Below are 24,260 nucleotides of genomic sequence, written 5' to 3' on the forward strand. Positions count from 1 at the left end.
ACCGGCGACGTTGTAGTCGGACTTCATGAGTGCGTCGGCGGCGTAGATGCCTGCCGGTCCGGCGCCGACGATGGCGACGCGAAGTGGACGGGTCTGATCAGTCATGTGCAGCGAACTACCTTCGTCGAGGGAAGTACGGATACCCCAGCATAAATTAGGCATCACTTCGCTGGGTCGGTGGTCCTCATCACTGCGCTGTGAGCGGCACGAATCCACGAAATTGCGCTATTGCCCAGTTCCAGGTAGGAATTGCATTGTGCACACGACATTTTTGGTCCGGCGGATAGCCGTCGACTTCTGTCGTGTCTGCACCAATATGTGCTGTCGGTGACCACACCCGACTCGCGAGCCTTTTCGGCCATTCTTTTTCGTTCGTATATCCAGCACCCATGTCGGCTCCGCCCGGGATCCGTCGCTGGACTCCCTCTCTCGCTGATGCGTGACAGACTGCAGACAGACATCCGCCAGGTCAAAGCCGCGCTGGGTCGCCGATGACGTGGTCCGCAGCGTAGAAGACAAGGAAGTCATGACCACCATCGATACGGCCGTCGCCCTCACCCTCGACAAACTCGGTCCGCGTTTCGGCGCCGAGGTGATCGGACTCGATATTGCCTCGGCTTCCGACGCCGAGGTGCTGGCGGTCCGGCAGGCACTCGTCGAGCACAAGGTTCTCGTGCTGCGCGGGCAATCGCTCGACGACTCGGGCCAGATCGACTTCGGTCGCCGGCTCGGCGAGTTGACCGCCGGGCACCCGGTCCACCACAGCGGTGACGTCGCCGAAGAGGTCTACGCCCTCGACAGTGCGGACAACGGGTTCGCCAATGTCTGGCATACGGACGTGACATTCATGGCGCGTCCCCCGATGGGTTCGATTCTGCGATCCGTCGTACTACCTCCGCACGGCGGTGACACGAATTGGGCCGACAGCCAGCTTGCATACGAATCGCTCTCGTTGCCGGTGCGGCAGATGATCGATCAGTTGACTGCTGTCCATGACGGCAATCGCGAGTTCGGTTACTACCTTGCGCAGAACCGCGGCGGCAAGGGGAATATCTGGGACGGCAAAGAAGTGACGGCGCTGGTACCCGTCGAGCATCCGGTAGTTCGGGTCCACCCCGAGACCGGGCGTAAAGGCATCTTCGTCAATCCGGGATTCACCTCCCACATCCTCGGCGTATCCGAGGCCGAGAGTCGCGGAATTCTCGACTTTCTCTACGCGCACCTCACGAAGCCCGAGCATGTGGTCCGCCACCGCTGGCGTCTCGGCGACGTCGTGTTGTGGGATAACCGCTGCACCTCTCACTATGCAAATCGCGACTACGGCGCCGAGCGTCGAGTGATGCACCGCATCACCCTGCGCGGCGACATTCCGATCGGCCCCGCAACAGGACAACCCCGGCCGAACCTCGGCGCGTAAAGACAAGGAAGATTGTTCGTATGGCGTCGTGGCGTGAACGAAGACAACAGTGGGCCGATTCTCGTGAGGAAGCGCAGAACAACGCCTCCGAGGCGACAACCGAGGCAGGCGGGCGCCGTCCGGCGTCGGCATGGCCGTTCGTGCTGGCAGCCGGGATAGTGGTTGCGATTCTTGCTGCTATTTTTCTGTCCGCCAAGTTTGCACCTGCCGAGAAGAACATCACCCAGGCCCAGTTGATGACGGACAGCATCACCGATTTCGTCGACGCGCAGAACACCGGTGACGCCGAGCTGCTGCGATCGGCGACGTGTTCGGACCAGGTCGCGAAGCTCATCAGCGGCACTGACGACCAGTACCGATCCGACCGGGCCGAATACGTTCAGGAAAACGGCAAGACCACAGTCGACGGCGTACCTACCGACTACCAGGTCAACGGTGACCGGGGCGTCGCGACGGTGCCGACGAAGGAAGCGAAGTCCGGAGCCACGGCCGATGAAGTGTGGAAGTTCGTTCGCTCCGGCGATCAATGGCTGGTGTGCAACGTATGAAAGATGTCGAATCCATCGAAAATGGAAGGCTTGACCCGTGACTTATGCAGGTGACATAACCCCTCGAGCAGCCTGGGAGCTGCTTCGCAGCGATCCTGATGCAGTGTTGGTGGATGTGCGTACCCATGCAGAATGGCAATACGTCGGCGTGCCGGACACCTCGACGATCGAGCGGCCGACGCATCTCATCGAGTGGGTCAGCTACCCGGATGGTGCGCGCAACGAGCGCTTCGTCGAACAGTTGAAAGAATCCGGTGTCGACGGCTCCCGTCCGGTGGTGTTCCTGTGCAGATCCGGGCAGCGATCCATCGGGGCTGCCATCGCCGCAACTGCTGCCGGTATCGGCCCGTCGTACAACGTTCTCGACGGGTTCGAGGGCGCAACCGACGCCGAAGGTCACCGTGGAGCGACAGGGTGGCGTGCGGCAGGTTTGCCTTGGAGACAGTCGTGAGCGAGACGGGGAATCGGATGAGTGGCGGGCAGGGCTCGAGTATCCCGAAGGGGGGCGGCTTCGAGAAGCCGTTGCCCACGGGAGTCGGTCAGGGAACTTTGGGGGTCCGCGGTGGTTTGATGCGCTCGGGCTTCGACGAAAACTCCGAGGCGCTGTACCTGTCCTCCGGATTCGTCTATGAAAGTGCCGGTGCAGCCGAGCAGGCATTCACGGGCGAGATCGATCATTTCGTCTATTCGCGCTACGGCAACCCGACCGTGAAGATGTTCGAGGAGCGATTGCGTCTGATCGAGGGCGCGGAGGCGTGCTTCGGTACTTCGAGCGGAATGTCGGCGGTGTTCACCGCGCTCGGTGCGTTGTTGAAAGCAGGCGACCGCCTGGTAGCAGCGCGCAGTCTGTTCGGATCGTGCTTCGTGGTGTGCAACGAAATTCTGCCGCGATGGGGCGTGGAGACCGTCTTCGTCGACGGCGATGACAACGATCAGTGGGAAGAAGCACTGTCGGTTCCGACGACTGCTGTGTTCTTCGAGACGCCGTCGAACCCGATGCAGACTCTCGTCGATGTCGTGCGGGTATCCGAGCTTGCGCACGCTGCGGGCGCAACTGTGGTGTTGGACAACGTCTTTGCGACTCCGTTGTTGCAGAAGAGTCTCGATCTGGGTGCTGACGTCGTGGTCTACTCGGGCACCAAGCACATAGACGGGCAGGGTCGAGTTCTCGGCGGCGCGATCCTCGGGTCGGCCGAGTACATCGAGGGACCGGTGAAGAATCTGATGCGCCACACCGGCCCAGCGCTGAGTCCGTTCAATGCATGGACTCTGCTCAAGGGGCTCGAGACGATGCCGGTGCGAGTGCGGCACTCGACGCAGGCTGCGCTGGAGATCGCGCGGTTCCTCGAAGGGCATTCGGCGGTGTCATGGGTCAAGTACCCCTACCTCGAATCGCACCCTCAGTACGAACTGGCGAAGTCGCAGATGAGCGGTGGCGGCACCGTCATCACGTTCGAGCTCGACGCGGCAGAGGGCGAGGGGAAGAAACGAGCATTCGAATTCCTCGACGCGCTACGGATCGTCGACATCTCGAACAATCTCGGCGACGCGAAATCGCTCATCACTCATCCGGCGACGACCACTCACCGCGCTATGGGCCCGGAAGGTCGTGCCTCGGTTGGCATTACCGACGGCGTGGTGCGTATCTCGATCGGGCTGGAAGACACCGTGGACCTGATTGCAGATCTGGAGCAGGCGCTGAGCTGACTGCTCGTCCGCACGCAACTGTCGGTTCGGCTAGAGGCCAAGGGCAGCGAGAATCGTCCGGAACTTTGCAGTGGTTTCGGCAAGTTCGGCGTCGGGATCGGATGCTTCGACGATCCCGCCGCCGGCTGTTGCGACGGCCGAGAGTCCGCCTGCTGCAAGCTCGAGCCCTCTGATCGCGACCATCCATTCGCCGTTTCCGGCGCCGTCCGTCCAGCCGACCGTGCCGGCGTAGAAGCCGCGTTTTCCCTCTATGCGTGCGATCGCCTCCATAGCCGCTGCGCGGGGAACACCGGCGACGGCGGCCGTCGGATGCAGGGCGAGTGCTACCTCGAGCGCGGTTGTTGCTTCGTCTCGGAGAACGCCGGTGATCGGTGTGCTGAGATGCCATAGCTGCGGAGTGCTGCTGAGCTGCGGCAGTTCTGGGATGTCGAGGTCTGAGCAGAGCGGCTCCAACGCCGCTCGAATTTCCTCGACCACGAAACGGTGTTCGGCTTGGTCTTTCGTACTCGCCTGCAATTGTGCTGCGATCTCCGCGTCCAACCGGGGATCTTCGCTACGCGCTGCGGTTCCGGCGAACGGGTGACAGGTGACGGTGGTGCCGTGGCGTCGTACCAGCAGTTCAGGGCTGGAACCGACCAAATATTTTCCCGAGTAGTCACCGCCTGCCGCGGACAGGTCGACGGCGAAGCCGTTGCCGAGTCGATCTGCACGCACCAATTTGTCGAGAAGCGAGAGTGGGGGGATCGGTCCATCCGCATTCAGCTGCAGTGACCGCGCCAGGACCACTTTCTGCGCGGCGCCCGCTCGCAACGTATCCACGAGCGCCCGTACCCGTTCGACGTGTACCGCCGAGGACGGGATCTGCCCACCGATGTGCACGTTCGGCAGTGGAACCACGGTCCCCGAGGGCTGCCAAGGACCCTGCCGCCGGGTCAGTTCGAGCGGCTCGACCAGTGCCGCTGGGTCGGCGACATCGAACGGTAGCGCCCCTACGACGGAGCGCCCAGCGCGCACTGCGTCGACAGCGTCCTGGATGGACCGATAACAACGATCGGTTCCCCTGGCTTCGACGTTGTAGTCGCTGCGGGACAACACGAACGTCCCACTGTTCAGGTCGGCGGAATGGTCCGGGGTAGCTCGGTTCATCAGAAGGGCGTCTGGGTGCGACCGACCAGATCTGCCACCGAGTTGATGACCTTGGTCGGGCGGAACGGGTACTGCTCCACCGATGCCGCCGTCGAAATGCCCGTCAACACGAGGATGGTCTGCAGCCCCGCTTCGAGTCCGGACACGATGTCGGTGTCCATGCGGTCACCGATCATGAGGGTGCTCTCGGAATGGCCGCCGATCTTTCGAAGCGCCGATCTCATCATCAGCGCATTCGGCTTACCCACGTAATAGGGCTCTTTTCCGGTCGCCTTGGTGATGAGCGCGGCGACGGATCCGGTGGCGGGCAGCGAACCGTCGCGAGAGGGGCCGGTGGCGTCGGGATTGGTCGCGATGAAGCGTGAGCCCTTCTCGACCAGCCGAATCGCGGTAGTAATTGCCTCGAAGGAATAGGTCCGGGTTTCACCGAGCACCACGTAATCGGGATTGGAGTCGGTGAGGACGTAACCGATGTCGTGCAGGGCCGTCGTCAAGCCGGATTCACCGACGACATACGCGCTTCCGCCCGGTCGCTGACTCCCCAAAAAGTTCGCCGTGGCCAGCGCGGAAGTCCAGATCGCCTTCTCCGGAATGTCAAGCCCGGTTCTTTCCAGACGGGCCCGCAGGTCACGGGGAGTTCGGATCGAATTGTTCGTCAGCACGACGAACGGGATCTCGTTCGACTGCAGTTCGGCAACGAACACGTCTGCACCGGGAATGAGATGGTCCTCGTGAACGAGGACGCCATCCATGTCCATCAGATAGGTCCAACGCTGCGGTTCCTCTGGTGAGCTCACTCCACCATTGTGCTCTACCCGCCTGTTCCAGAGCTGCAGATGTGCTCTACCCGGCCCGTTGCGCTCGGGCACGCTCGAGCGCACGTTCACGGGCGGTCGTCCCACCCCACACCCCGAAGGGTTCGTTCGCCGAGATTGCAAAACTTCGGCATTGCGTTACGACGGGACACTCCGCACACAGATCTTTCGCCTGCTCTTCGCGCATTCGTCTCGCGGTCCGCCCCTCGCCGGAGGGGGAAAAGAAGATCTCCGAACTGGTGCCGCGGCAGGCCGCATCCATTTGCCACTGCCATGCTTCGATTGTGGGCGCCATGACTCGATGATGGTCGGGCAAAAGACCGAACGGAAGATTTCACATCATCGAGAATCTGACCATGAGGTGAACTTTTGGAGTCACCACAAGCCGACGTACCGGAAGCGTTCAGGCGTCAGTTCGCCGTGGGGGCGGGTGTGAATGCCTCGGCCGCCGACTCGACCTTCGTCGAAGTGGTCGGACTCTGGAAGCGCGGGATGAAGATGCAGAGTACGAAGGCCAGGATGGAAGCCCCTGCTGCGACTGCCATCGTCACATGGAAGGCGGCCTCGGAGGGGACACTGACCGCTCCGGTGCTGATGGTCATCTGCGCAAGAATGACACCTGCCACTGCACTGGCGAAAGATGTTCCGAGAGAACGCATCAGCGTGTTGAAGCTGTTGGCCGCGCCGGTTTCCGAGGCGGGAACTGCGCCCATGATGAGCGCGGGCATAGCACCGTACGCGAGTCCGATTCCGGCTCCGATGATGATCGAAATAATCACCAGAAGCCATACCGCGCTGAGGGTGATGGTGCCGAGCAGGTATCCGACGGCAATGACGAGCGCACCCAGCATCATGGTGACTTTCGGGCCCCTCGTTGTGGTGATGTGTGCGGAGATCGGTGCGACGAGCATCATGACCAGCCCGGAGGGTGCCATCACCAGGCCTGCAGCGAGGATCGACTGTCCCAACCCGTACCCCGTGGAGGTCGGCAACTGTAGAACCTGGGGAAAGACCAAACTCATTGCGAAGAGCGCGAATCCGACGAAAATCGAGGCGAGGTTGGTGAAGAGCACCTGCCGGCGAACGGTGACGCGAAGGTCGACCAAAGGCTCTGCGGTGCGGAGCTCCCACCATCCCCAGAAGACGAACGATACGAGTGAGGCAGCGAGCATGCCCAGCGTCTGGGCGCTGGTCCATCCCCAGCTCGAACCTTTGGAAATTGCCAGAAGCAAAGTGATGAGCGCGGCTGACAAGGACGCCGCTCCGGCGAAGTCGAAGCGTCCACCGGTACGGACCTTGGATTCGGGGACGACTGCGATGACCAGGCCGATGACGAAGACTCCGAGGGCGGCTGCCGCCCAGAACAAGTAGTGCCAGCTCGCGTACTCGGCGATCAGTGAGGCCGCGGGGATTCCGAGGGCTCCGCCGACGCCGAGCGAGGCGCTCATCAGGGCAATCGAACTTGCGAGCTTCTTGGCAGGAAGGACATCGCGCATGACGCTGATTCCGAGAGGGATCACACCGGCTGCGAAACCCTGCAAGATGCGGCCGAAGACGAGTGGCACTACGGATGCACTCAGTGCGCCGATGACCGATCCGACGACGAGCAGGGCCAGGCCGACGAGGAGCATCCTGCGTTTGCCGTACATGTCACCGAGACGGCCCATCATGGGAACCGCTACAGCGCCGGCAAGCAACGTTGCAGTGATCACCCACGCAGTGTTCGACGCAGACGTGTTCAGCAACGTGGGGAGTTGCGGGATCAGCGGAATGACCAGGGTCTGCATGAGTGCGACCACGACTCCCGCAAACGACAGGACAGCGACTATCCGACCCGTGCCGGCGCCTTTCGTGGAATCAGAGACCGCGGGGGCGGCGCCGGCCGAGCGTTGGGACATCGTGCCTCCGGGGCATATAGGTAATAGCAAAATATTTCTAAAGCAGTTGACTGAACAAAGTTAATTCACCTGACTCAATCCGTCAATCCGGGGACGCGTCGAACTCGGCCCACATTGCGGGCGGCCACTTGCGGGGGAGTGGGACCATCATCGGTATGCAGGCAACGAAGTGAGCATGCGGGTATGGGCGCTGTTGGCGGCTGCCATCACCACCGAGGTCGCGGCGTCGCTGTCGTTGAAGGCAGCACTCGATGCCCCAGCCTGGTACGCGGTGGTGGTGGCCGGATACGGTGCATCGTTCGTACTGCTGTCGATGATCCTGCGAAGCGGAGCACCGATCGGCAAGACCTACGGCATCTGGGCGGCAGCCGGAATCGCGCTGACCGCGATACTCGGCACTGCCGTATTCAGCGAACCCTTGACCCTCACCATGGTCGCCGGCGTCGTCCTCGTCATCGGGGGAGTGATTCTCGTCGAAGTCGGCTCAGGACGTGCAGCACGCAAGGTCGACCTCTGATGTGGTGGCTGTTGGCAGGTGCGATCGCCACCGAAGTTGCCGCAACGCTGTCACTACGAGCGTCGGAAGGCGGACGAGTGAAACTGTGGCTGATCCCGGTTGTGCTGGGATACGTCGCCGCATTCGTGCTGCTGTCACTGACCCTCTCCGCGGGGATGGCCATCGGCGTCGCGTACGGAGTGTGGGCCGCATGCGGGGTTGCGTTGACGGCCATTGCCGGACGGTTGCTGTTCAAGGAGCCACTCACCTGGATCATGACGGCTGGAATTGTGCTCATCATCGGTGGTGTCCTGTTGATCGAAGTCGGATCGGCCGCGAGCTGATCCGAACCGTTGACGCGCTCATGCGGCAGTGGTGGAGTTGTGGACGTGCCATTCTTCGACGGGGTATCGGGGCCGATCTACTACCGACATTGGGCTGCGGAGGTCCCACGGGTGTCGGTGGTGTTTCTGCACGGGTACGGCGAGCATTCCGGGTTGTACCACCGCCTCGCGGACTCGTTGAGTTCGGACGGTGTCGAGTTCTGGGCGCTCGATCATCGTGGTCACGGACTCTCTCCCGGCGAGCGCGGAAATTTCGGCTCACTTCGTGAACTGGGCGACGATGCCGCGACACTGACTTCGCTCGCCCGATCGGCTGCGCCGGAGCTGCCGATCGTCGTGGTCGGCCATTCCCTCGGTGCCGCGGTGGCGACGCTCGCGGTCCTCGACGGCCCTGATCGGTACGTCGGTGCAGTCGTTTCGGGTGCGCCGCTGTCGTCGGTTCCGTGGCTCGATCCCGATGCCCAACAATTCGAACTCGATCCGAGTGAGCTGTCCAACGATCCCTTCTATCTCGACGCATTGGTCAACGATCCGCTTACCTTCGTCAGTAGCGATGCGGGAGCGCTTCTGGCGCAAGAACTGCCACTGGCGTGGAAGCGATTCGATGCCGACCTGATCTCGCTGCGGCTCCCGGTACTGGCAGTGCACGGCACGTTGGACCGAGTAGCCCCGATCGAGGGTGTGCGACGTTGGGCGGATGTCGTACCGAGCCTGACACTGCAAGAGATTGCCGGTGCGCGCCACGACGTACTCAACGAGACCGGGCATCGGCGGACCGCAGCGTCGATCGCGAATTTTGTACTCGAACAAGCGGAACCGACCGAAGAGGAGGACCGGGCATGGTTCGGCTGACCTACCGTGCACCCCGAGGTGTACGACGCACTACCGAGTGTGCGTCCTCGGGGATATCCCGGTCCGAGCCAGATCAGTCGAGCTTGAAGCCGACCTTGATCATGACCTGAAAGTGAGCGATTGCGCCGTCCTCGATATGTCCGCGCGTCTCCACGACCTCGAACCAATCGAGATTGTTCAACGTGGAGTTCGCGCGGGAGATGGCCTTGCGGATGGCGTCGTCCGAACTCTCCGTCGAGGTTCCGACGATCTCGGTCACGCGGTATATGTTGTCGCTCATGTTCTCTCGTTTCGCTAGGTAACACGTCCTGAACCCATGTTCTCCGATGCCCGACGGTTCCAAACCAAAACCGCCGATTACGTTCGCGCGCGAACGGAGTTTCTCGGCTTTCGGGATGGAGACTGCCCGTCGAAACGTTGCACGTCATAGCCCCAGGAGAAAGGTCGGAACGAGTGAGTTCACAGGTAGTAGAGGAAACACAGGGCGTGCACCCTCTCGACAATCCGGTAGTCGAGTCGCTGCGCGGAGAGCACCGGCGGTTCGCACGGACACTTGGACGCGTCTCGCGATTCGACCCCGAGGTCGCGCCATTTCTCGGGCACCCGTCGCCGATGGAGGACCAGGACTGGAAGGACGTCCGGACCCTGTTCGGGCCCCGCGCCGTCGTATCGCTACGCGGTACCGGGCACACCCTTCCCGACGGCTGGGAGCTGATCGACAAGTTCGGGATCGTGCAGCTCGACGGCAGTGGCCTCGAGACCCGTCCGTTGCCGGAGGCCGTCCGGCTCGGCGCCGACGACGTCCCCGAGATGGAAGACCTCATCGCCCGCACACAGCCCGGCCCGTTTCTGCCACGGACGTACGAGCTGGGCACCTACCTGGGCATCCGCGACAACGGCGCACTGGTCGCCATGGCAGGCGAACGAATGCATCCTCCGGGATGGACCGAAATCAGCGCTGTCTGCACCGATCCGGCGTATCGCGGACGAGGGCTTGCTACCCAGCTCGTCCGCGCAGTCGGGCACGGTATCCGCGAGCGCGGCGAGACTCCGTTTCTGCACGCGTCGGCAGCGAACGTCGGCGCAATCAGGCTGTATCTGTCGATCGGGTTCGTCCTCCGAGAGGAATCTCTGCTGACCTTGGCGCGCACGCCTGCGTAGTCCGTGTAAGCCATCTCGAACAAAAGGGGACTGGGGCACGATAGGGGGCATGACCCAACCCGACCGCCCGGACGAGCGTTTCACCCTCGCCAGCGAACGCACCTTCCTCGCGTGGATGCGCACAGCTCTCGGCCTGCTCGCCGGCGGTATCGCCGTCGTACATCTGGTTCCCGATTTCAGCACCGGATGGGTGCGGACCGGTCTCGGCTTGACTCTGATCCTGATGGGCGGGGCCGCAGCCTTCGTCGGCTTGCGACGCTGGATGCAGGTCAAGCACGCCCTCGAGCGGGGAGCGCCGATGCCCGAGGCGTCAGAGCTGTGGATTTTCTCCGTCGGAATCGGACTCATCGCAGTACTGGCCGCAGTCGTCACCGTGCTCGGTATCACGTAGGAGAAGGACCGGTGTGGTCGTCGCCGCGGCGGGAAGGGCACAATCGAGGCATTAGTGACATTTAACGAAGGAGTAGCGCGTGGCACAGGCTCTGAAGCTCGGATACAAGGCGTCGGCCGAGCAGTTCGGCCCACGGGATCTCGTCGAACTCGGTGTTCTCGCCGAGGCGCACGGCATGGACTCGGCGACAGTCAGCGACCACTTCCAGCCGTGGCGCCACGAAGGCGGACACGCACCGTTCTCGCTGGCATGGATGACCGCGGTCGGTGAACGCACCAAGACCATCCAGCTCGGCACCTCGGTGCTGACGCCGACATTCCGCTACAACCCGTCGGTCATCGCCCAGGCCTTCGCGACCATGGGCTGCCTCTACCCGGGACGCATCATGCTCGGAGTCGGAACCGGCGAAGCGCTCAACGAGATCGCAACCGGATACAAGGGCGAGTGGCCGGACTTCAAGGAACGGTTCGCGCGGCTGCGTGAGTCGGTGCGCCTGATGCGTGAACTGTGGCTCGGCGACCGCGTCGACTTCGAAGGCGACTACTACTCCACCAAGGGTGCATCGATCTACGACGTCCCCGACGGTGGAATCCCGGTCTACATCGCGGCAGGCGGACCCGTCGTAGCGCGGTATGCAGGCCGAGCGGGCGACGGCTTCATCTGTACCTCGGGCAAGGGCATGGAGCTTTACACCGACAAGCTGCTCCCGGCCGTCGAAGAAGGCGCAGGCAAAGCCGAGCGCGACTCAGGCGAGATCGACAAGATGATCGAGATCAAGATTTCCTACGACACCGATCCCGAGTTGGCGTTGGAGAATTGCCGGTTCTGGGCGCCGCTGTCACTGACCCCGGAGCAGAAGCACTCGATCGAAGATCCGATCGAGATGGAGAAGGCTGCCGACGAACTGCCGATCGAGCAGGTCGCGAAGCGTTGGATCGTCGCCTCCGACCCGGACGACGCCGTCGAACAGGTCAAGCAGTACACCGATGCAGGCCTCAATCACTTGGTCTTCCATGCGCCCGGACACGATCAGAAGCGGTTCCTGGAACTGTTCGAAAAGGATTTGGCACCGAGGCTCCGCAAGCTTGGCTGACGGTTCGCCGCTTGAATATGCGCTGCTTGAATGTGCACTTCAAGCTATCTAATCGTATGAATGGACCATTCAAGCGGTTAGGAAGCAGCGTCAGCCGACAGCGCAAACATCCGCATATCGCGGTCGGTCCGGGTCTGGTATTCACCGTAGGCCCGGACCATGTCGGCGAACGCGGCGTAGATCCGTATCTTCTCGGCGCCGGTGACCGGTGTCGCTGTCACCGGGATCCGCTTGCCGCCGATCGCAACGGTGGCGCGAGGCTCTTTCAAAAGGTTCGACGTCCACGCCGGGTGGTGGTCCTGGCCGAAGTTGCTGCCGACGACGAAGAGTCGATCATCTTCCCGGTAGTACAGCAGTGGGCTGCTTCGAATCTTGCCGGACTTGCAGCCGGTGGTGGACAGCAATACGACGGGCGCGGCGATGGGCCCGAGGATCGTGAACCTGCCGTCGGTGCGTTCGAGGAGTCGACGGTCCACCCCGGCGAGGTGGCGGATGACCCACGATCCTGGTTTCGTTGCCGCGAATGCAATGGCGGGCTTGCGGATGATACTGCTCTCGCTGCCCCAGCGGACGTCTGGGAATGGTGATTCGGTCATGACCCATGATGCGCGTTGTGGGTAACAGTCTGTCAATACAGCACCGGCTAGTCTGGCTGGCATGGCCGAGTCTGCTTCCTCCATCTACATCGCCTCACCCGAGGGTGACACCGGCAAGTCGACTATTGCGCTCGGGGTGCTGCAGATGTTGTGTGCTTCGGCGGCACGGGTCGGTGTGTTCCGGCCGATCGCGCGCTCGACCACCGAGACCGACTACATCCTCGAACTGCTCATCGATCACACCACCGCGGATCTGACGTACGAGCAGTCGTTGGGGGTCACGTACGAGGAAGTGCACGCCGATCCGGATATGGCGCTCGGGGAGATAGTTTCGCGGTTCCACGACGTAGCCGAGCAGTGCGATGCCGTCGTGATCGTCGGCAGCGACTACACCGATGTGGGTAGCCCGAGTGAGCTGGGATTCAATGCGCGGATCGCCGCCAACCTGGGTGCCCCGGTGCTGTTGGCGTTGCGAGGATCGGGAAGAACGGTCACGGAAGTCGCGCAGTACGCCGAGCTGTGCAAGTCCGAACTCCATGCGCATCACGCGCATCTGGCAGCGATCGTGGCCAACCGGTGTGATCCGGACCGGCTCGACGAGATCGCGACCGCGCTGGAGCCGCTCGGTGTGCCTGCGTGGACTCTGCCGGAAGTTCCGTTGCTCGTTGCGCCGACGATGGCGGAATTGCTGACGGCGATCGATGGCGAAATGTACAGCGGCGACCCCGAGCTGTTGCGTCGTGAAGCGTTGCGGGTCATGGTCGGCGGCATGACGGCCGAGCATATTCTCGAGCGGTTGAGCGAAGGTGTGGTGGTGATCGCGCCCGCAGACCGGTCCGATGTTCTTCTGGCCATGGTCAATGCGCATGAGGCAGAGGGTTTTCCATCGCTCGCCGGCATCATCATGAACGGCGGCATTTCCCCGCATCCGGCTATCGCGCGTCTCGTCGCCGGACTGGGCCCGCGGCTTCCGATTCTGACGACCGGACTGGGTACGTTCGACACGGCTTCGGCCGCGGCGAATACCCGTGGTCGTATGGCGGTGGGTTCGCAGGGCAAGGTCGACACGGCGATCTCGCTGATGGAACAGCGGGTCGACGCCAAGGTGCTCCTCGACCGCCTCGAACTCACCATCCCTGCGGTCACCACCCCGCAGATGTTCGAGTACCAGCTCATTCACCGCGCCCGTGCCGATCGCAAACACATCGTGTTGCCGGAGGGCAACGACGATCGGATTCTGCGTGCGGCCGGTCGTTTGTTGCAGCGACGGGTGGCGCAGTTGACGCTCCTCGGCGAAGAGGGGCCGATCCGTCGTCGGGCCGCGGAACTGGGCGTCCAACTGGACGACGCGCAGGTGCTCGATCCGGCAACTTCGGACTACGCGGAAGTGTTCGCCGCGGAGTACACCGAGTTACGCAAACACAAGGGCATGACCATCGAGCGTGCCCGCGAAGTCATGACCGATATCTCGTACTTCGGAACGATGATGGTGCACAAGGGAATTGCCGACGGCATGGTGTCCGGTGCCGCGCACACCACCGCGCACACGATCAGGCCGTCGTTCGAGATCATCAGGACGGCCGAAGGGGTGAACACGGTGTCGTCGATCTTTCTGATGTGTTTGTCGGATCGAGTTCTCGCATACGGTGATTGCGCCATCGTTCCCGATCCGACGGCCGAGCAATTGGCCGACATCGCCATCTCCTCTGCGCAGACGTCCGCGCAATTCGGTATCGAACCGCGCGTGGCGATGCTGTCGTATTCGACCGGCGATTCCGGAACCGGCGCCGGAGTGGACAAGGTTCGTGCGGCTACCGCCCTTGTCCGCGAACGGAGCCCGGAGCTGCTCGTGGAGGGGCCCATTCAATACGATGCTGCGATCGAACCCTCGGTCGCGAAGTCGAAGCTTCCCAATTCCGTGGTGGCAGGCCGCGCAACGGTGTTCATCTTCCCTGATCTCAATACCGGGAACAACACGTACAAGGCGGTGCAGCGGAGTGCCGGTGCCATCGCTGTCGGCCCGGTGCTGCAGGGTCTGCGCAAGCCGGTGAACGATCTCTCTCGTGGCGCGCTGGTGGAAGATATCGTCAATACTGTTGCCATCACGGCCATCCAAGCCCAGGAGATCGAACAATGAGTGTGCTGGTCGTCAACTCGGGCTCGTCGTCGGTGAAGTTCCAACTTCTCGACCCGGTGAGCGGCGAGTCCATCGCGTCGGGGCTCGTGGAGCAGATCGGTGAACCCGAGGGGCACGTGACCCTCGACTACCTCGATGAGGAAACCAAGAAGACACAGCAGATCGCCGATCACGGGGTCGGTCTCGCGATCGCCTTCGACATGCTCGCGGCCGCGGGCGTAGAACTGGGGTCCGATGTCATCGCCGTCGGGCACCGGGTGGTGCACGGCGGCGAGGTGTTCTACCGGCCAACCCTCATCGACGACGGTGTGCTGAAGCAGATATCGGATCTTTCCAACCTTGCGCCACTGCACAATCCGCCCAACGTACTCGGTATCGAGGTTGCGCGGGCGCAGCTGCCGGACGTGCCGCACGTCGCAGTGTTCGACACCGCGTTCTTTCATGGTCTTCCTGCGGCCGCGTCGACGTACGCAATCGACCGTGACGTCGCGAAAGCGCACGACATTCGCCGATACGGATTCCACGGCACCTCTCACGAATACGTGTCGCAGCAGGTAGCGGAGTTCTTGGGGCGCGAGGATCTGAATCAGATAGTTCTGCATCTGGGCAACGGGGCATCCGCCTCGGCGATCCGGGCCGGTTCGCCGATCGACACTTCGATGGGTCTGACGCCACTCGAAGGCCTGGTGATGGGCACGCGAAGTGGCGACATCGACCCAGGCGTAGTCATGCATCTGCGTCGCAGCGCGAACATGGAGGTCGATGCCATCGACGAGCTGCTCAACCGACGGTCGGGGCTCAAGGGTTTGGCAGGTGTCAACGACTTCCGGCAACTGCAGCAACACATCGACGACGGTGATGCCGACGCCACCCTGGCATTCGACGTCTACATCCATCGCTTGCGCAAGTACATCGGTGCCTACATGCTCGACCTCGGCCGACTCGACGCCATCACCTTTACTGCCGGGGTGGGCGAGAATGCCGCAGCGGTCCGTGCGTCCGCACTGGCCGGCCTCGGTGGGTTCGGGATCGAAGTGGACGCCGAGCGAAATATTCTGCGCAGCAAGAAGGCTCGGGTTATCTCGACCGATGCGTCGGCGGTGAAGGTGCTGGTGGTGCCGACGAACGAGGAACTGGCTATCGCGCGGGCGGCAGCTCAGCTGGTGCAGTCAGAACAGTGATCGCGGCCTGATGGCGTTCGCCAGATCCACCAGGGTGTAGCGGTGGGCTCGGTCGGTCGCATTGCGGGCAAGCGCGCGTAGACCCGCTTCGGTACCGGTACGCAGGCCTGTCTCGGTGAACGGAGAGCCGAGGATGGGCTCGCGTTCCTCAGCGACGGCGTGCCCGGATCGCACCCAGTCCACGGCCATGGCCAACACCAGCGTACGCATCTGCAGAGCACGGCTCTCTCCGCGTGGCAGCATCGCAACGCGACGCGCTGCCTCGCGAAAGTCTTTCTCCTCCAGATCTTTCGACGGTCGATCCATCAAAATGATCAGGACGCTGGTCATCCGCGCGACGGCGTAGTGGCGTGAGCTGATCGGTACCTGGTCGAGGGCGGCTACCGCGCCTTCGAAATCTCCGCGGTACATCATCTGCCGCGCCAGACCGAATGCCGAGCTGACGATTGCGCGGTTGGTTCGCCACACTGTCCGGTAGTACGACTCGGCGTACGCTCGCCACTTCTCACGCTCGTCGGTGTCGAACTTCTCGGTACCTTCCCTGATGAGTTCGGCAGTGGCAGCGAGGGCTATCTTCGGCGCGAGCTCCCCGGGAAGTGCGTCGAGAACCTTCTCGAAATGCATCGAGGCGTAACCGAATTCGCCACGAAGCAGTCCGATGAGGCCCGCGTACCACTCGACCCGCCAGGGATCGTTCCCGTCGGTGCGGACCTGTTTGAGAACCGAACTCGCAACTCCGACATCACCTAGGTCGAGGTGTGCCTTGACCTCGGCGAGCGTGATCTCCAGACCGCCGGACGAGCCGTCGGCGAAGCGCTCGATACCGTTGCGACGTGCATGCGCCAGCGAATCGAGTGTCTGCTGGGGTTCGCTGTGTACGGACGCGGCGAGCAGAGGTGCGCTCGGGTCGGCGGGATCGACCAGCGGTACAGGCAGCGCGGTGACGATCTCGCGGCCGTTGATCTTCTCGCCCCGGAGCTTCCCATCGACGTACGTGTCGGTGCGGCCCACCGATTCCTCGGTGCCGAACGTGGTACGAGGCGGACTGAACGCCGTCGACAGTCCCGGTCGTTCGGTTCCCGTCTTCAACGCCAGAATTTCACGCAACACCCCAGTGGCCTGGCTTGCCAGCACCTCGGCCGTCGAAAAGCGTTGTGATGGATCGGGATTGGTGGCGCGTTTCAGTAGGCGATGGAACGACGGATAGGTGCGCAACAACTCGTGATCGTCGGCGGAAGGAATGCCGGCGTCGTACCTTCCCCCGCTCGAGGGCATCTCCAGCGTGAGGACCGCAAGAGTGCGGCCGACAGTGTAGATGTCGGAACTGATGGTCGGTCCGGTCTTGGCGATCTCGGGAGCCTGGTATCCGGCTGTGCCGTACAGGTATCCGAAGTCTTCGATTCCCGAGACGGCACCGAGATCGATGAGTTTGATCTGATCGTCGGTCACCATGATGTTCTCGGGTTTGAGATCGTTGTAGACCAAGCCGATGGAGTGCAGATACGCCATTGCCGGCAACACCTCGAGGATGTAGGCGATAGCTTGCTCCACCGGCATACGTTTGTGCTCGTCCTGTGTCGGCAGGATGTCTCGTAGCGAGCGTCCGCCGACGTACTCCATGACGATGAAACCTATATCGGTGCCGTCGGCGCGTGGTTGTTCGACGAAGTTGTAGATCTTCACCACGCCCGGATGCGCGACTTCGGCGAGGAACTGACGCTCGGCTACCGCAACGGCATGCGCCTCGTCGTCGCCGGAATGGAGCAAACCTTTCAGCACTACCCATCGATCGCTGACATTGCGATCGATCGCCAGATAGACCCACCCCAGTCCGCCGTGCGCGATACATCCCTGCACTTCGTACTGTCCGACCACCAAGTCGCCGGGTTCGAGCAGTGGTGAGAAGTCGTAGCGGGAACCGCAGCGCGCACACGTTCCCGCAGGCTTGTCGGGTTCTCCCTCGGCGCTTCGGCCGACCGGTGCATTGCACTTCCAGCAGAACCTTTTTCGCTGCGGAACCGCGGGATCTTGCATGACGGCCGTCGCCGGATCCACCGGATCCACCCGAGGGACTTCGACCAATCCGGCGCCGAGCCTTCGTCTGATCCCGGTACCGCGTGTGCGGCCGGACCGCACACGCCCCGACGTCCGATCGGACCGGCGGACGGATGCAGGCGTTCGCTCCACCGCTTGGGTCCGGTCCTCCGTGGGTGTTCGCTCGACGGCCTGGGTGCGGTCCGTGAAATCGGGTGCCGCGGCCGGAGCCGTGGCCGGGCCGGTAGGTGTGTCGGGATCGCCCATGATCAGTCGACGTACGTAGGTGCGGGAGGGCCCGGCGAAGTGCCCATCACCGGGAGCCATCTGTCGTACAACCGATTCCACGTGCCGTCCGACCGGACCCGCTCGAGGGTGCCGTTGACGTATCTGACCAAGTCTTCGCTCTCCTTCTTGATTCCGACACCGTAAGGCTCAGGGCTCAAACTGGCGCCTACCATCTCGAGGTATGGATCCTGCGAGGCGAGACCGGCAAGAATTGCGTCGTCGGTGCTGATCGCGTCGACCTGGCGTTGTTGAAGCACCACAAGGCAATCCGACCACATCGAGGCAGTGACGATCTGGGCCGTCGGTACTATGCGCTGCAGTCGGCGCAGCGATGTCGTGCCGTCCACTGCGCACACCCGCTTGTCCGCGAGATCGGCGACACCGTTGATCCCCGATCCTTTGACCGCCAGAACACGTTGCTGCGCTTGGAAGTACACGGTCGAGAACGACACGTCCTCTTTGCGGGCACAGGTGATCGTCATGGTTTTCACCACGATGTCGACCGTGGAATCTTGCAAGCCCTCGATGCGTTCGGCCGAGGACAGTATCCGAAAATCCACCCGATCCGGATCGCCGAACAGGTCGCGAGAGATCTCCCGCGCGATGTCGACGTCGAATCCCACGAGTTTGCCGGTCATCGGGTCGCGAAAGCTGAAAAGATTGCTACCGGCATCGAGCCCGACTATCAACCGACCGCGCTCTTTGATCGCGTCGACGGTCGGCATCGGTGGGGCATCCTGAGCTGCTGCTCCGGGCGGTATCGGCCGCAGGCTGGCGGTGGGGCGATCGCACTGGGGATCCGGGGTCGACGGTTCGGGCGAGGTGGCCGCGGGGCCTGCGCCGTCGGGCAGCGGTGGTTCGGTGTAGCTGACGGCCGGAACGCTCGGTATCGCGTCCTCGGTTGCGCATCCCGCGATCAGTGCACCGACGACCGCGAGGATTGCGAACGAGAAACGAAGGGAAACAATGTTTTTCACAGGTACTCACGCAGCCTGGGAATGAGCCCCGCTCCGACTGCGGCGGCAGCGGCGACGGCGAGGACGATCGCACCCGAGGCAAGTCCGGTCAGGACCGACTTGGCGCGAACCACATTGCCACGCAGCTCAGCACGTGCGTCGTCGATTCCGTCGTCGAGCATCGTGTCGAGCAAGCGGAATTGGGTCGAGGAATCCTGAACACCGTTGCCGGTGGCCACGGTGACAGCAGTAGTGAAATCGCCGACGGCGAGTGCCTGGTCTATCCGCTCGTGTGAGGCCTTCCACGCGGCGACCGAGCCGGTCATATCGGCATTGTCTGCAAACAGTTCGGTCAAACGGTCGGTGTTCCGCGTGAACTCCGCGTCGAACTCTCGGGTGCTTCCGCGTCGGATCAGGTTGAGTGTTTCGTCGGCGCGGGCCTGCTGCGCCAGGATGAACCCGGAGGTCAGTTTCTGCAGCGGCGCAACACCGCGGTCGAGTGCGCGATCGGTGGCTATCGAAGAAATCAGCCCCGCCACCAACATCCACCCGAGTAGAAGCGAGATCGCCAGGGAGGCGCCGAGAAATCCTGCGTTGAGCTTTCGGCGGGTGCGGGTAGAGAGATATATCTGTGCGAGGACCAGCAATATCAGGCACACCACAACGAGACCGATCGCCACGAACGGTGGATTGACGAAGCGTTCCTGGTCGTTCGATACCCGAGCAGCCTGCTCGGCGTAGAGGCGTTCGGCACGGGGCAGCAACGAGGACTGCATCTGCGTAGACGCCTCGCCCAGGTACGCCGCACCGACGGGATTGCCACTGCGATTGTTGGCACGGGCGGTCTCTACCAGTCCGGTATACACCGGCAGGCCCGCACCGATCTCCATGAGAACTGTCCGTGCTTCGTCGTCCGAAACGGCGAGCCCGTCGGATGCCCGGATCAATTCGGTGCCGGCATTTCCGATCGCCTGGGTGTATCGATCGCGAACGTCCCTGGGCTCCAGCCCGCCGGCGATGAATGCAGTCGAGGCAGCCGCGTCGGCAACGGACAGTGCGCCGTAGAGGTTCTGCGCCGAGTTGGCGAGTGGCTCGGTCCGAACGAGAAGCGTGTCGAGCGTCCTGGCTCTCTCGGATACCGAGATGGCGGTGACGGTGCCGGTGACTACGAACGCGATGAGGAGTATCAGTCCCAGAGCGATCATGCGCGCCGGTGTGGACCGAATCAGACGCTGCAGTTCGCGTCGAGAATCGGCCTCCGACGTCACGGCAGCCGTCGTGGGAGGTACGGCAGCCGAGGGCGTAGTGCCGACCACAATCACAGCACCGAGCATATAAGCCGGAGCGACCGTCCGTACGCCTACCGGAAGGTTCACCTAGGGTGTCGGTATGCGTGGCGACGGTGACGGGTGGGTTGTAGGTGAGGACGGCACGCGGCACTGGGGCAAGCACGGCGCAGCGGGGCTACTTCTGCGGGCCCCTTCGCCGCACGGTGAGCCGACGGTCCTTCTGCAGCACCGAGCGCTCTGGAGCCATCAAGGTGGGACGTGGGCGTTGCCCGGTGGCGCAAAGGACTCGCACGAAACGAACGTGCACGCCGCTGTTCGGGAGGCAGACGAGGAAGCCGGAATCGGTGTCGACAACGTCTTCGTTCGCGGCGAAGTCGAGACGGCTCGGATGGCCAGCGGATGGTCCTACACGACCGTCGTCGCCGACGCGGCCACCCAACTCGACACCACGATGAACGGTGAGAGCACCGAACTTCGGTGGGTTCCGGAGGACATGGTCGATCAATTGCCACTGCACCCGGGATTCGCCGCAAGCTGGGCCTCCCTGCGCATCAGCCCGCTGCGAGTTCTGCTGGATACCGCGAACGTACTCGGCTCGAGGCCCGACGGTTGGTGGCGGGACCGAAGCGGCGCAACCGGGAAGTTGCTGACCTCACTGGCGGCCACCCTTCCGCGAACCGTCGAGCTGCCGGGTGTCGGCTTCGGCTGGCTCACCCGGATCGAGGCCGTCCTCGAAGGTGAAGCACGAGCAGCACAGTTCGAGGACACCAGAGTCCCCGTCATCCACGCCGCAGGCAGTGGGGACGACGAACTCGCATCACAGGCAGAGGCATCGACGACACTCACTGCTTTGGTCACCGCGGACCGCGGACTGCAGCAACGGCTCCCGACATCGGTGCAGGTGCTCTCGCCGTCGACCGTGCTGGGCTGGCTCGGCTGAGCAGACCGCCGGATTCTGTCAGCCCTGCAACGCTAGGTCAGCCCTGCAACGCTAGGTCAGCCCTGCAACGCTAGGTCAGCCCTGCAACGCGAGCTTGAGCTCCCGTGCAGCTGCCTGTGGATCCCGAGCTGTGGTGATGGCCCGTACGACGACGATGCGATCTGCACCCGCGGCAAGAACCTCGTTCACGTTCTCGGCGTCGATCCCGCCGATGGCGAACCACGGCCGCGTCGGAGCGGATTCGGCGGTGCTGCGCAACAGGTCCAGACCGGCTGCTTTCCGGTTCGGTTTGGTCGGTGTGGCCCAGATCGGCCCGGTAGCGAAATAGTCGACGCCGTCCTCGATGGCAGCGAGAGCGGCCTGGCTTCGATTCTGTGTCGACCGCCCGATGACGACGTCGGGGCCGAGGATCTGGCGGGCATAGTGGACCGGAAGATCGCCCTGGCCGAGATGCAGCACGTCGGCGCCTGATGCAAGGGCAAGATCGGCGCGGTCGTTGACTGCGAGTAGCGCACCGTGGCGTTTGGTGGCGGCCGACAGAATTGCCAGCGCAGCCAGCTCGTCCTTGGCTTCGAGCGGGCCGAACGTGCGCTCGCCTTCGGAGTTCTTGTCGCGAAGTTGAATGATGTCGACGCCACCGGACAGTGCGGCCTCGGCGAACTGAGCGAGGTCGCCGTGCTCGCGTCGAGCATCGGTGCACAGATACAGCCGAGCTGATGTCAAACGCTCACGCGCTTCCGGGTTGCGGATGATCCGATCGCTTTGCACACCGGCAACGGTAGTCTGTTGGCGAGAGTAGATACACGGGAGTCCCGAGGTACGTGGGGCTGAGAGTGGACACGCCAGTCCTTACCGTCAATACCTGAACCGGATCATGCCGGCGCAGGGAGTGAGGTGGTGAGAAGTGCCCAAGACCCTTTCCGTGGTCGGCGGCGGAGTGATCGGCCTGGCAGTGGCTGCACGATCTGCGCGCGAGGGCTGGTCCGTGCGGCTCCACGACCCGTCGGTCGGTACCGGCGCATCATGGGTGGCAGGGGGAATGCTCGCGCCGCTGTCCGAGGGATGGCCGGGCGAACACGAATTGCTCGAGCTCGGCGCGCATTCCCTCGCCAGATGGCCCGAATTCGCACGAGCACTTCCTGGCCCGTCGGTGTTCTCCGCTACCGGATCACTGACCGTCGCCCTCGATGCAGCCGACGCGACGGACCTGCGAACCATTGCCGATTGGGTCGGGAAGCAGGGGCACGAGCTCGAAATCCTCGGTCGGGCACAGATCCGGGAGCTCGAGCCTTCCCTCGCACCGAACATTCGCCTCGGGCTGCTGGCACCCACCGAACTGGCCGTCGACAACCGAAGGCTGCTCCAGGCGCTGCATACCGCAGCGATGAGCGGCGGCGTCGAATTCTCCACCGACACCGTCACCGATCTCGACGCACTGACGACCGACCGCATCGTGCTTGCAGCAGGCGCCCAGACCTCCGCGCTCCTCGCCGACGTACCGGTCCGGGCAGTCAAAGGCGAAATACTGCGTCTACGACGCAGACCCAGTGCCACACCTGCCCCGACCCGAACGATCCGCGGCAGCGTCCACGGCCGCGCGATCTACCTGGTGCCGCGCGGAGACGGATTGGTAGTCGGGGCCACACAATACGAATCGGGGCAGGACACCGAGGTCACCGTCGCAGGCGTCCGCGACCTCATCGCCGACGCGGAGCGGTTGATGCCGGGCCTCGGCGAATACGAACTTCACGAATGCGCGGCAGGCCTGCGCCCGATGAGCCCCGATGGGCTGCCACTCATCGGCAAGATCTCCGACCGCGTCATCGTCGCCTCTGGCCACGGCCGCAATGGAATCCTGTTGACGCCCATCACCGCAGACGCCGTCGCTGCACTACTGGAAGACGACGCACTCATCGAAGCGAAGGCCGCAGACCCGGCCCGATTCACCACAGATAGGAAACAATGACTGCCCTGGCAATAGGTGTCACCGTCAACGGCGAGGACCACCTCCTGACCGAAGAGATGACGATGCGTCAACTGCTCGAACATCTTTCGATGCCACCGAAAGGAATCGCCGTCGCCGTCGACGGCATGGTGCTCCCGAAGAGCCGTTGGGATTCGACGATGGTGGGCAAAGGCTGGACCATCGACGTATTGACGGCGGTGCAGGGTGGTTGATTTGCTGAAGATCGCGGACCGGACCTTCGACTCGCGCCTAGTCATGGGCACCGGTGGAGCAGCGAATCTCGCAGTGCTCGAAGAAGCCCTCGTGGCCTCCGGTACCGAATTGACTACTGTGGCAATGCGTCGCGTCGACGCCGCGGGCGGCACCGGTGTTCTCGACCTGTTGCGCAGACTGAACATCGCACCCCTCCCCAACACCGCCGGATGTCGAGGTGCCGCGGAAGCAGTACTGACCGCGCAACTCGGGCGTGAGGCGCTCGAGACCGACTGGGTGAAACTCGAGGTCATCGCCGACGAGCGAACCCTGCTGCCCGACGCCATCGAATTGGTCAAGGCCGCAGAACAACTGGTCGACGACGGATTCAACGTGCTGCCCTACACCACGGACGACCCCGTCCTGGCCAAGCGACTCGAGGACATCGGCTGCGTCGCCGTCATGCCGCTCGGTGCGCCCATCGGAACCGGCCTCGGCATCTCGAACCCGCACAACATCGAGATGATCGTCGACGCCGCGACCGTGCCCGTCATCCTCGATGCGGGCATCGGTACGGCAAGCGACGCGGCGTTGGCGATGGAACTCGGCTGCGACGCCGTCCTACTGGCAACGGCGGTCACCAGGGCACAAGACCCTGCGCTCATGGCGTCGGCGATGAAGCATGCCGTCGTGGCCGGTTACCAGGCCCGTCGGGCCGGCCGGATACCGAAACGATTTTGGGCTCAGGCGAGTTCGCCGATGTAGCGGCATGTCATCCCAAAGGATGACCCTCGGTCGCGACTCAGGGGTGAT

Annotated in this window: 26 protein-coding genes and 1 riboswitch; of the genes, 16 read left to right on the forward strand and 10 right to left on the reverse strand. The window is 63.2% G+C overall.

What is annotated here, in order from left to right; genetic code table 11:
- Positions 1 to 526: 526 nt before the first annotated feature.
- Genes H2510_RS07250 through H2510_RS07265 form a run of 4 tightly spaced genes read left to right on the forward strand, consistent with a single transcriptional unit; the run spans position 527 to position 3,672 of the window.
- On the forward strand, positions 527 to 1,417 hold the full coding sequence (locus H2510_RS07250; protein WP_186627683.1) for a TauD/TfdA family dioxygenase: 891 nt from the start codon (positions 527 to 529) through the stop codon (positions 1,415 to 1,417).
- Positions 1,418 to 1,437: 20 nt separating this feature from the next.
- Positions 1,438 to 1,965 carry a hypothetical protein gene (locus H2510_RS07255; protein ID WP_186627684.1) on the forward strand — a complete coding sequence of 176 codons (528 nt, stop codon included), beginning with the start codon at positions 1,438 to 1,440 and terminating at the stop codon, positions 1,963 to 1,965.
- A gap of 37 nt (positions 1,966 to 2,002) precedes the next feature.
- Positions 2,003 to 2,416, forward strand: a complete 414-nt coding sequence (locus H2510_RS07260) for a rhodanese-like domain-containing protein (protein ID WP_186627685.1) — start codon at positions 2,003 to 2,005, stop codon at positions 2,414 to 2,416.
- A 17-nt stretch (positions 2,417 to 2,433) separates the two neighbouring features.
- A complete protein-coding gene (locus H2510_RS07265; protein WP_186628095.1) occupies positions 2,434 to 3,672 on the forward strand; it encodes an O-succinylhomoserine sulfhydrylase in 1,239 nt (412 codons plus the stop codon).
- Positions 3,673 to 3,702: 30 nt separating this feature from the next.
- Here H2510_RS07265 and H2510_RS07270 read toward each other — a convergent pair whose 3' ends face one another.
- The 4 genes from H2510_RS07270 to H2510_RS07285 all read right to left on the reverse strand — a co-directional run bounded on the left by H2510_RS07270 (position 3,703) and on the right by H2510_RS07285 (position 7,531).
- Entirely contained in the window at positions 3,703 to 4,818 is a 1,116-nt protein-coding gene (locus tag H2510_RS07270) for an isochorismate synthase MenF (RefSeq protein WP_186627686.1), read from the reverse strand.
- A complete protein-coding gene (locus tag H2510_RS07275; protein WP_186628096.1) occupies positions 4,818 to 5,576 on the reverse strand; it encodes an HAD-IIA family hydrolase in 759 nt (252 codons plus the stop codon). Before H2510_RS07275 ends, H2510_RS07270 begins: the two co-directional genes overlap by 1 nt.
- A gap of 85 nt (positions 5,577 to 5,661) precedes the next feature.
- The gene (locus H2510_RS07280; protein WP_088944135.1) at positions 5,662 to 5,928 is read right to left on the reverse strand and encodes a WhiB family transcriptional regulator; all 267 of its coding nucleotides are present in this window, start codon (positions 5,926 to 5,928) and stop codon (positions 5,662 to 5,664) included.
- Between the two features lie 115 nt (positions 5,929 to 6,043).
- On the reverse strand, positions 6,044 to 7,531 hold the full coding sequence (locus H2510_RS07285; RefSeq protein ID WP_186627687.1) for an MFS transporter: 1,488 nt from the start codon (positions 7,529 to 7,531) through the stop codon (positions 6,044 to 6,046).
- Between the two features lie 175 nt (positions 7,532 to 7,706).
- Here H2510_RS07285 and H2510_RS07290 point away from each other — a divergent pair, with 175 nt between their 5' ends.
- From H2510_RS07290 to H2510_RS07300, 3 genes are read left to right on the forward strand one after another with little or no spacing between them, the layout of a single operon-like run.
- Complete coding sequence (locus H2510_RS07290) at positions 7,707 to 8,048, forward strand: multidrug efflux SMR transporter (RefSeq protein ID WP_186628097.1); 342 nt, start codon at positions 7,707 to 7,709, stop codon at positions 8,046 to 8,048.
- Complete coding sequence (locus tag H2510_RS07295; RefSeq protein ID WP_186627688.1) at positions 8,048 to 8,371, forward strand: multidrug efflux SMR transporter; 324 nt, start codon at positions 8,048 to 8,050, stop codon at positions 8,369 to 8,371. Before H2510_RS07290 ends, H2510_RS07295 begins: the two co-directional genes overlap by 1 nt.
- A gap of 45 nt (positions 8,372 to 8,416) precedes the next feature.
- Positions 8,417 to 9,223: an alpha/beta fold hydrolase gene (locus H2510_RS07300; protein WP_186627689.1), complete on the forward strand. Its 807-nt coding sequence runs from the start codon at positions 8,417 to 8,419 to the stop codon at positions 9,221 to 9,223.
- 73 nt (positions 9,224 to 9,296) lie between these two features.
- Here H2510_RS07300 and H2510_RS07305 read toward each other — a convergent pair whose 3' ends face one another.
- Positions 9,297 to 9,503, reverse strand: coding sequence for a dodecin (locus H2510_RS07305; RefSeq protein WP_186627690.1), 207 nt, complete (start codon positions 9,501 to 9,503; stop codon positions 9,297 to 9,299).
- 173 nt (positions 9,504 to 9,676) lie between these two features.
- Between H2510_RS07305 and H2510_RS07310 the strand changes: the two genes are divergently transcribed.
- The 3 genes from H2510_RS07310 to fgd all read left to right on the forward strand — a co-directional run bounded on the left by H2510_RS07310 (position 9,677) and on the right by fgd (position 11,868).
- Positions 9,677 to 10,384 carry a GNAT family N-acetyltransferase gene (locus H2510_RS07310; RefSeq protein WP_186627691.1) on the forward strand — a complete coding sequence of 236 codons (708 nt, stop codon included), beginning with the start codon at positions 9,677 to 9,679 and terminating at the stop codon, positions 10,382 to 10,384.
- A 49-nt stretch (positions 10,385 to 10,433) separates the two neighbouring features.
- Positions 10,434 to 10,775: a YidH family protein gene (locus H2510_RS07315; RefSeq protein WP_186627692.1), complete on the forward strand. Its 342-nt coding sequence runs from the start codon at positions 10,434 to 10,436 to the stop codon at positions 10,773 to 10,775.
- 79 nt (positions 10,776 to 10,854) lie between these two features.
- Positions 10,855 to 11,868, forward strand: coding sequence for a glucose-6-phosphate dehydrogenase (coenzyme-F420) (gene fgd, locus H2510_RS07320; RefSeq protein WP_186627693.1), 1,014 nt, complete (start codon positions 10,855 to 10,857; stop codon positions 11,866 to 11,868).
- Between the two features lie 77 nt (positions 11,869 to 11,945).
- On the opposite strand, the gene H2510_RS07325 is transcribed toward fgd, so the two are convergent.
- Positions 11,946 to 12,464: a nitroreductase family deazaflavin-dependent oxidoreductase gene (locus H2510_RS07325; protein WP_186627694.1), complete on the reverse strand. Its 519-nt coding sequence runs from the start codon at positions 12,462 to 12,464 to the stop codon at positions 11,946 to 11,948.
- Between the two features lie 61 nt (positions 12,465 to 12,525).
- Between H2510_RS07325 and pta the strand changes: the two genes are divergently transcribed.
- On the forward strand, positions 12,526 to 14,601 hold the full coding sequence (pta, locus tag H2510_RS07330) for a phosphate acetyltransferase (protein ID WP_186627695.1): 2,076 nt from the start codon (positions 12,526 to 12,528) through the stop codon (positions 14,599 to 14,601).
- Positions 14,598 to 15,782 (forward strand): acetate kinase, encoded by a 1,185-nt coding sequence (locus H2510_RS07335; RefSeq protein WP_186627696.1) that lies wholly within the window; start codon positions 14,598 to 14,600, stop codon positions 15,780 to 15,782. The genes pta and H2510_RS07335 overlap by 4 nt, the downstream gene beginning before the upstream one ends.
- On the opposite strand, the gene H2510_RS07340 is transcribed toward H2510_RS07335, so the two are convergent.
- The 3 genes from H2510_RS07340 to H2510_RS07350 are packed head-to-tail and all read right to left on the reverse strand — an operon-like array spanning position 15,771 to position 20,436.
- Positions 15,771 to 18,083 carry a serine/threonine-protein kinase gene (locus H2510_RS07340; protein WP_186628098.1) on the reverse strand — a complete coding sequence of 771 codons (2,313 nt, stop codon included), beginning with the start codon at positions 18,081 to 18,083 and terminating at the stop codon, positions 15,771 to 15,773. The two genes, H2510_RS07335 and H2510_RS07340, sit on opposite strands and share 12 nt — an antisense overlap.
- A gap of 2 nt (positions 18,084 to 18,085) precedes the next feature.
- The gene (locus tag H2510_RS07345; RefSeq protein ID WP_397517330.1) at positions 18,086 to 19,081 is read right to left on the reverse strand and encodes a glutamate ABC transporter substrate-binding protein; all 996 of its coding nucleotides are present in this window, start codon (positions 19,079 to 19,081) and stop codon (positions 18,086 to 18,088) included.
- Positions 19,078 to 20,436, reverse strand: a complete 1,359-nt coding sequence (locus tag H2510_RS07350) for a hypothetical protein (RefSeq protein WP_315901283.1) — start codon at positions 20,434 to 20,436, stop codon at positions 19,078 to 19,080. Before H2510_RS07350 ends, H2510_RS07345 begins: the two co-directional genes overlap by 4 nt.
- 13 nt (positions 20,437 to 20,449) lie before the next feature.
- Between H2510_RS07350 and H2510_RS07355 the strand changes: the two genes are divergently transcribed.
- Positions 20,450 to 21,289, forward strand: a complete 840-nt coding sequence (locus H2510_RS07355; protein ID WP_186627697.1) for an NUDIX hydrolase — start codon at positions 20,450 to 20,452, stop codon at positions 21,287 to 21,289.
- A 75-nt stretch (positions 21,290 to 21,364) separates the two neighbouring features.
- Here the strand turns inward: H2510_RS07355 and thiE are convergent, their stop codons facing one another.
- Positions 21,365 to 22,057: a thiamine phosphate synthase gene (gene thiE, locus H2510_RS07360; protein ID WP_186627698.1), complete on the reverse strand. Its 693-nt coding sequence runs from the start codon at positions 22,055 to 22,057 to the stop codon at positions 21,365 to 21,367.
- Between the two features lie 25 nt (positions 22,058 to 22,082).
- A riboswitch (TPP riboswitch) is annotated at positions 22,083 to 22,195 on the forward strand.
- Here thiE and thiO point away from each other — a divergent pair.
- From thiO to H2510_RS07375, 3 genes are all read left to right on the forward strand, one after another.
- Positions 22,194 to 23,255, forward strand: a complete 1,062-nt coding sequence (thiO, locus tag H2510_RS07365) for a glycine oxidase ThiO (protein WP_186627699.1) — start codon at positions 22,194 to 22,196, stop codon at positions 23,253 to 23,255. It overlaps the preceding riboswitch by 2 nt.
- The gene (gene thiS / locus H2510_RS07370; RefSeq protein ID WP_084346305.1) at positions 23,252 to 23,467 is read left to right on the forward strand and encodes a sulfur carrier protein ThiS; all 216 of its coding nucleotides are present in this window, start codon (positions 23,252 to 23,254) and stop codon (positions 23,465 to 23,467) included. Before thiO ends, thiS begins: the two co-directional genes overlap by 4 nt.
- Complete coding sequence (locus tag H2510_RS07375) at positions 23,460 to 24,212, forward strand: thiazole synthase (RefSeq protein ID WP_315901284.1); 753 nt, start codon at positions 23,460 to 23,462, stop codon at positions 24,210 to 24,212. The genes thiS and H2510_RS07375 overlap by 8 nt, the downstream gene beginning before the upstream one ends.
- The last annotated feature ends 48 nt before the right edge of the window (positions 24,213 to 24,260 follow it).

The sequence above is a fragment of the Rhodococcus sp. BP22 genome, from assembly GCF_014281965.1.
In the GTDB taxonomy this organism is placed as follows: Bacteria; Actinomycetota; Actinomycetes; order Mycobacteriales; family Mycobacteriaceae; genus Rhodococcoides.

Coding starts and splice junctions, on each gene's coding strand:
- H2510_RS07250 (WP_186627683.1), top strand. CDS start 527: ATGACCACCATCGATACGGCCGTCGCCCTCACCCTCGACAAACTCGGT.
- H2510_RS07255 (WP_186627684.1), top strand. CDS start 1,438: ATGGCGTCGTGGCGTGAACGAAGACAACAGTGGGCCGATTCTCGTGAG.
- H2510_RS07265 (WP_186628095.1), top strand. CDS start 2,434: ATGAGTGGCGGGCAGGGCTCGAGTATCCCGAAGGGGGGCGGCTTCGAG.
- H2510_RS07270 (WP_186627686.1), bottom strand. CDS start 4,818: ATGAACCGAGCTACCCCGGACCATTCCGCCGACCTGAACAGTGGGACG.
- H2510_RS07275 (WP_186628096.1), bottom strand. CDS start 5,576: ATGGACATGGATGGCGTCCTCGTTCACGAGGACCATCTCATTCCCGGT.
- H2510_RS07280 (WP_088944135.1), bottom strand. CDS start 5,928: ATGGCGCCCACAATCGAAGCATGGCAGTGGCAAATGGATGCGGCCTGC.
- H2510_RS07285 (WP_186627687.1), bottom strand. CDS start 7,531: ATGTCCCAACGCTCGGCCGGCGCCGCCCCCGCGGTCTCTGATTCCACG.
- H2510_RS07290 (WP_186628097.1), top strand. CDS start 7,707: ATGCGGGTATGGGCGCTGTTGGCGGCTGCCATCACCACCGAGGTCGCG.
- H2510_RS07295 (WP_186627688.1), top strand. CDS start 8,048: ATGTGGTGGCTGTTGGCAGGTGCGATCGCCACCGAAGTTGCCGCAACG.
- H2510_RS07305 (WP_186627690.1), bottom strand. CDS start 9,503: ATGAGCGACAACATATACCGCGTGACCGAGATCGTCGGAACCTCGACG.
- H2510_RS07315 (WP_186627692.1), top strand. CDS start 10,434: ATGACCCAACCCGACCGCCCGGACGAGCGTTTCACCCTCGCCAGCGAA.
- H2510_RS07325 (WP_186627694.1), bottom strand. CDS start 12,464: ATGACCGAATCACCATTCCCAGACGTCCGCTGGGGCAGCGAGAGCAGT.
- pta (WP_186627695.1), top strand. CDS start 12,526: ATGGCCGAGTCTGCTTCCTCCATCTACATCGCCTCACCCGAGGGTGAC.
- H2510_RS07335 (WP_186627696.1), top strand. CDS start 14,598: ATGAGTGTGCTGGTCGTCAACTCGGGCTCGTCGTCGGTGAAGTTCCAA.
- H2510_RS07340 (WP_186628098.1), bottom strand. CDS start 18,083: ATGGGCGATCCCGACACACCTACCGGCCCGGCCACGGCTCCGGCCGCG.
- H2510_RS07355 (WP_186627697.1), top strand. CDS start 20,450: ATGCGTGGCGACGGTGACGGGTGGGTTGTAGGTGAGGACGGCACGCGG.
- thiS (WP_084346305.1), top strand. CDS start 23,252: ATGACTGCCCTGGCAATAGGTGTCACCGTCAACGGCGAGGACCACCTC.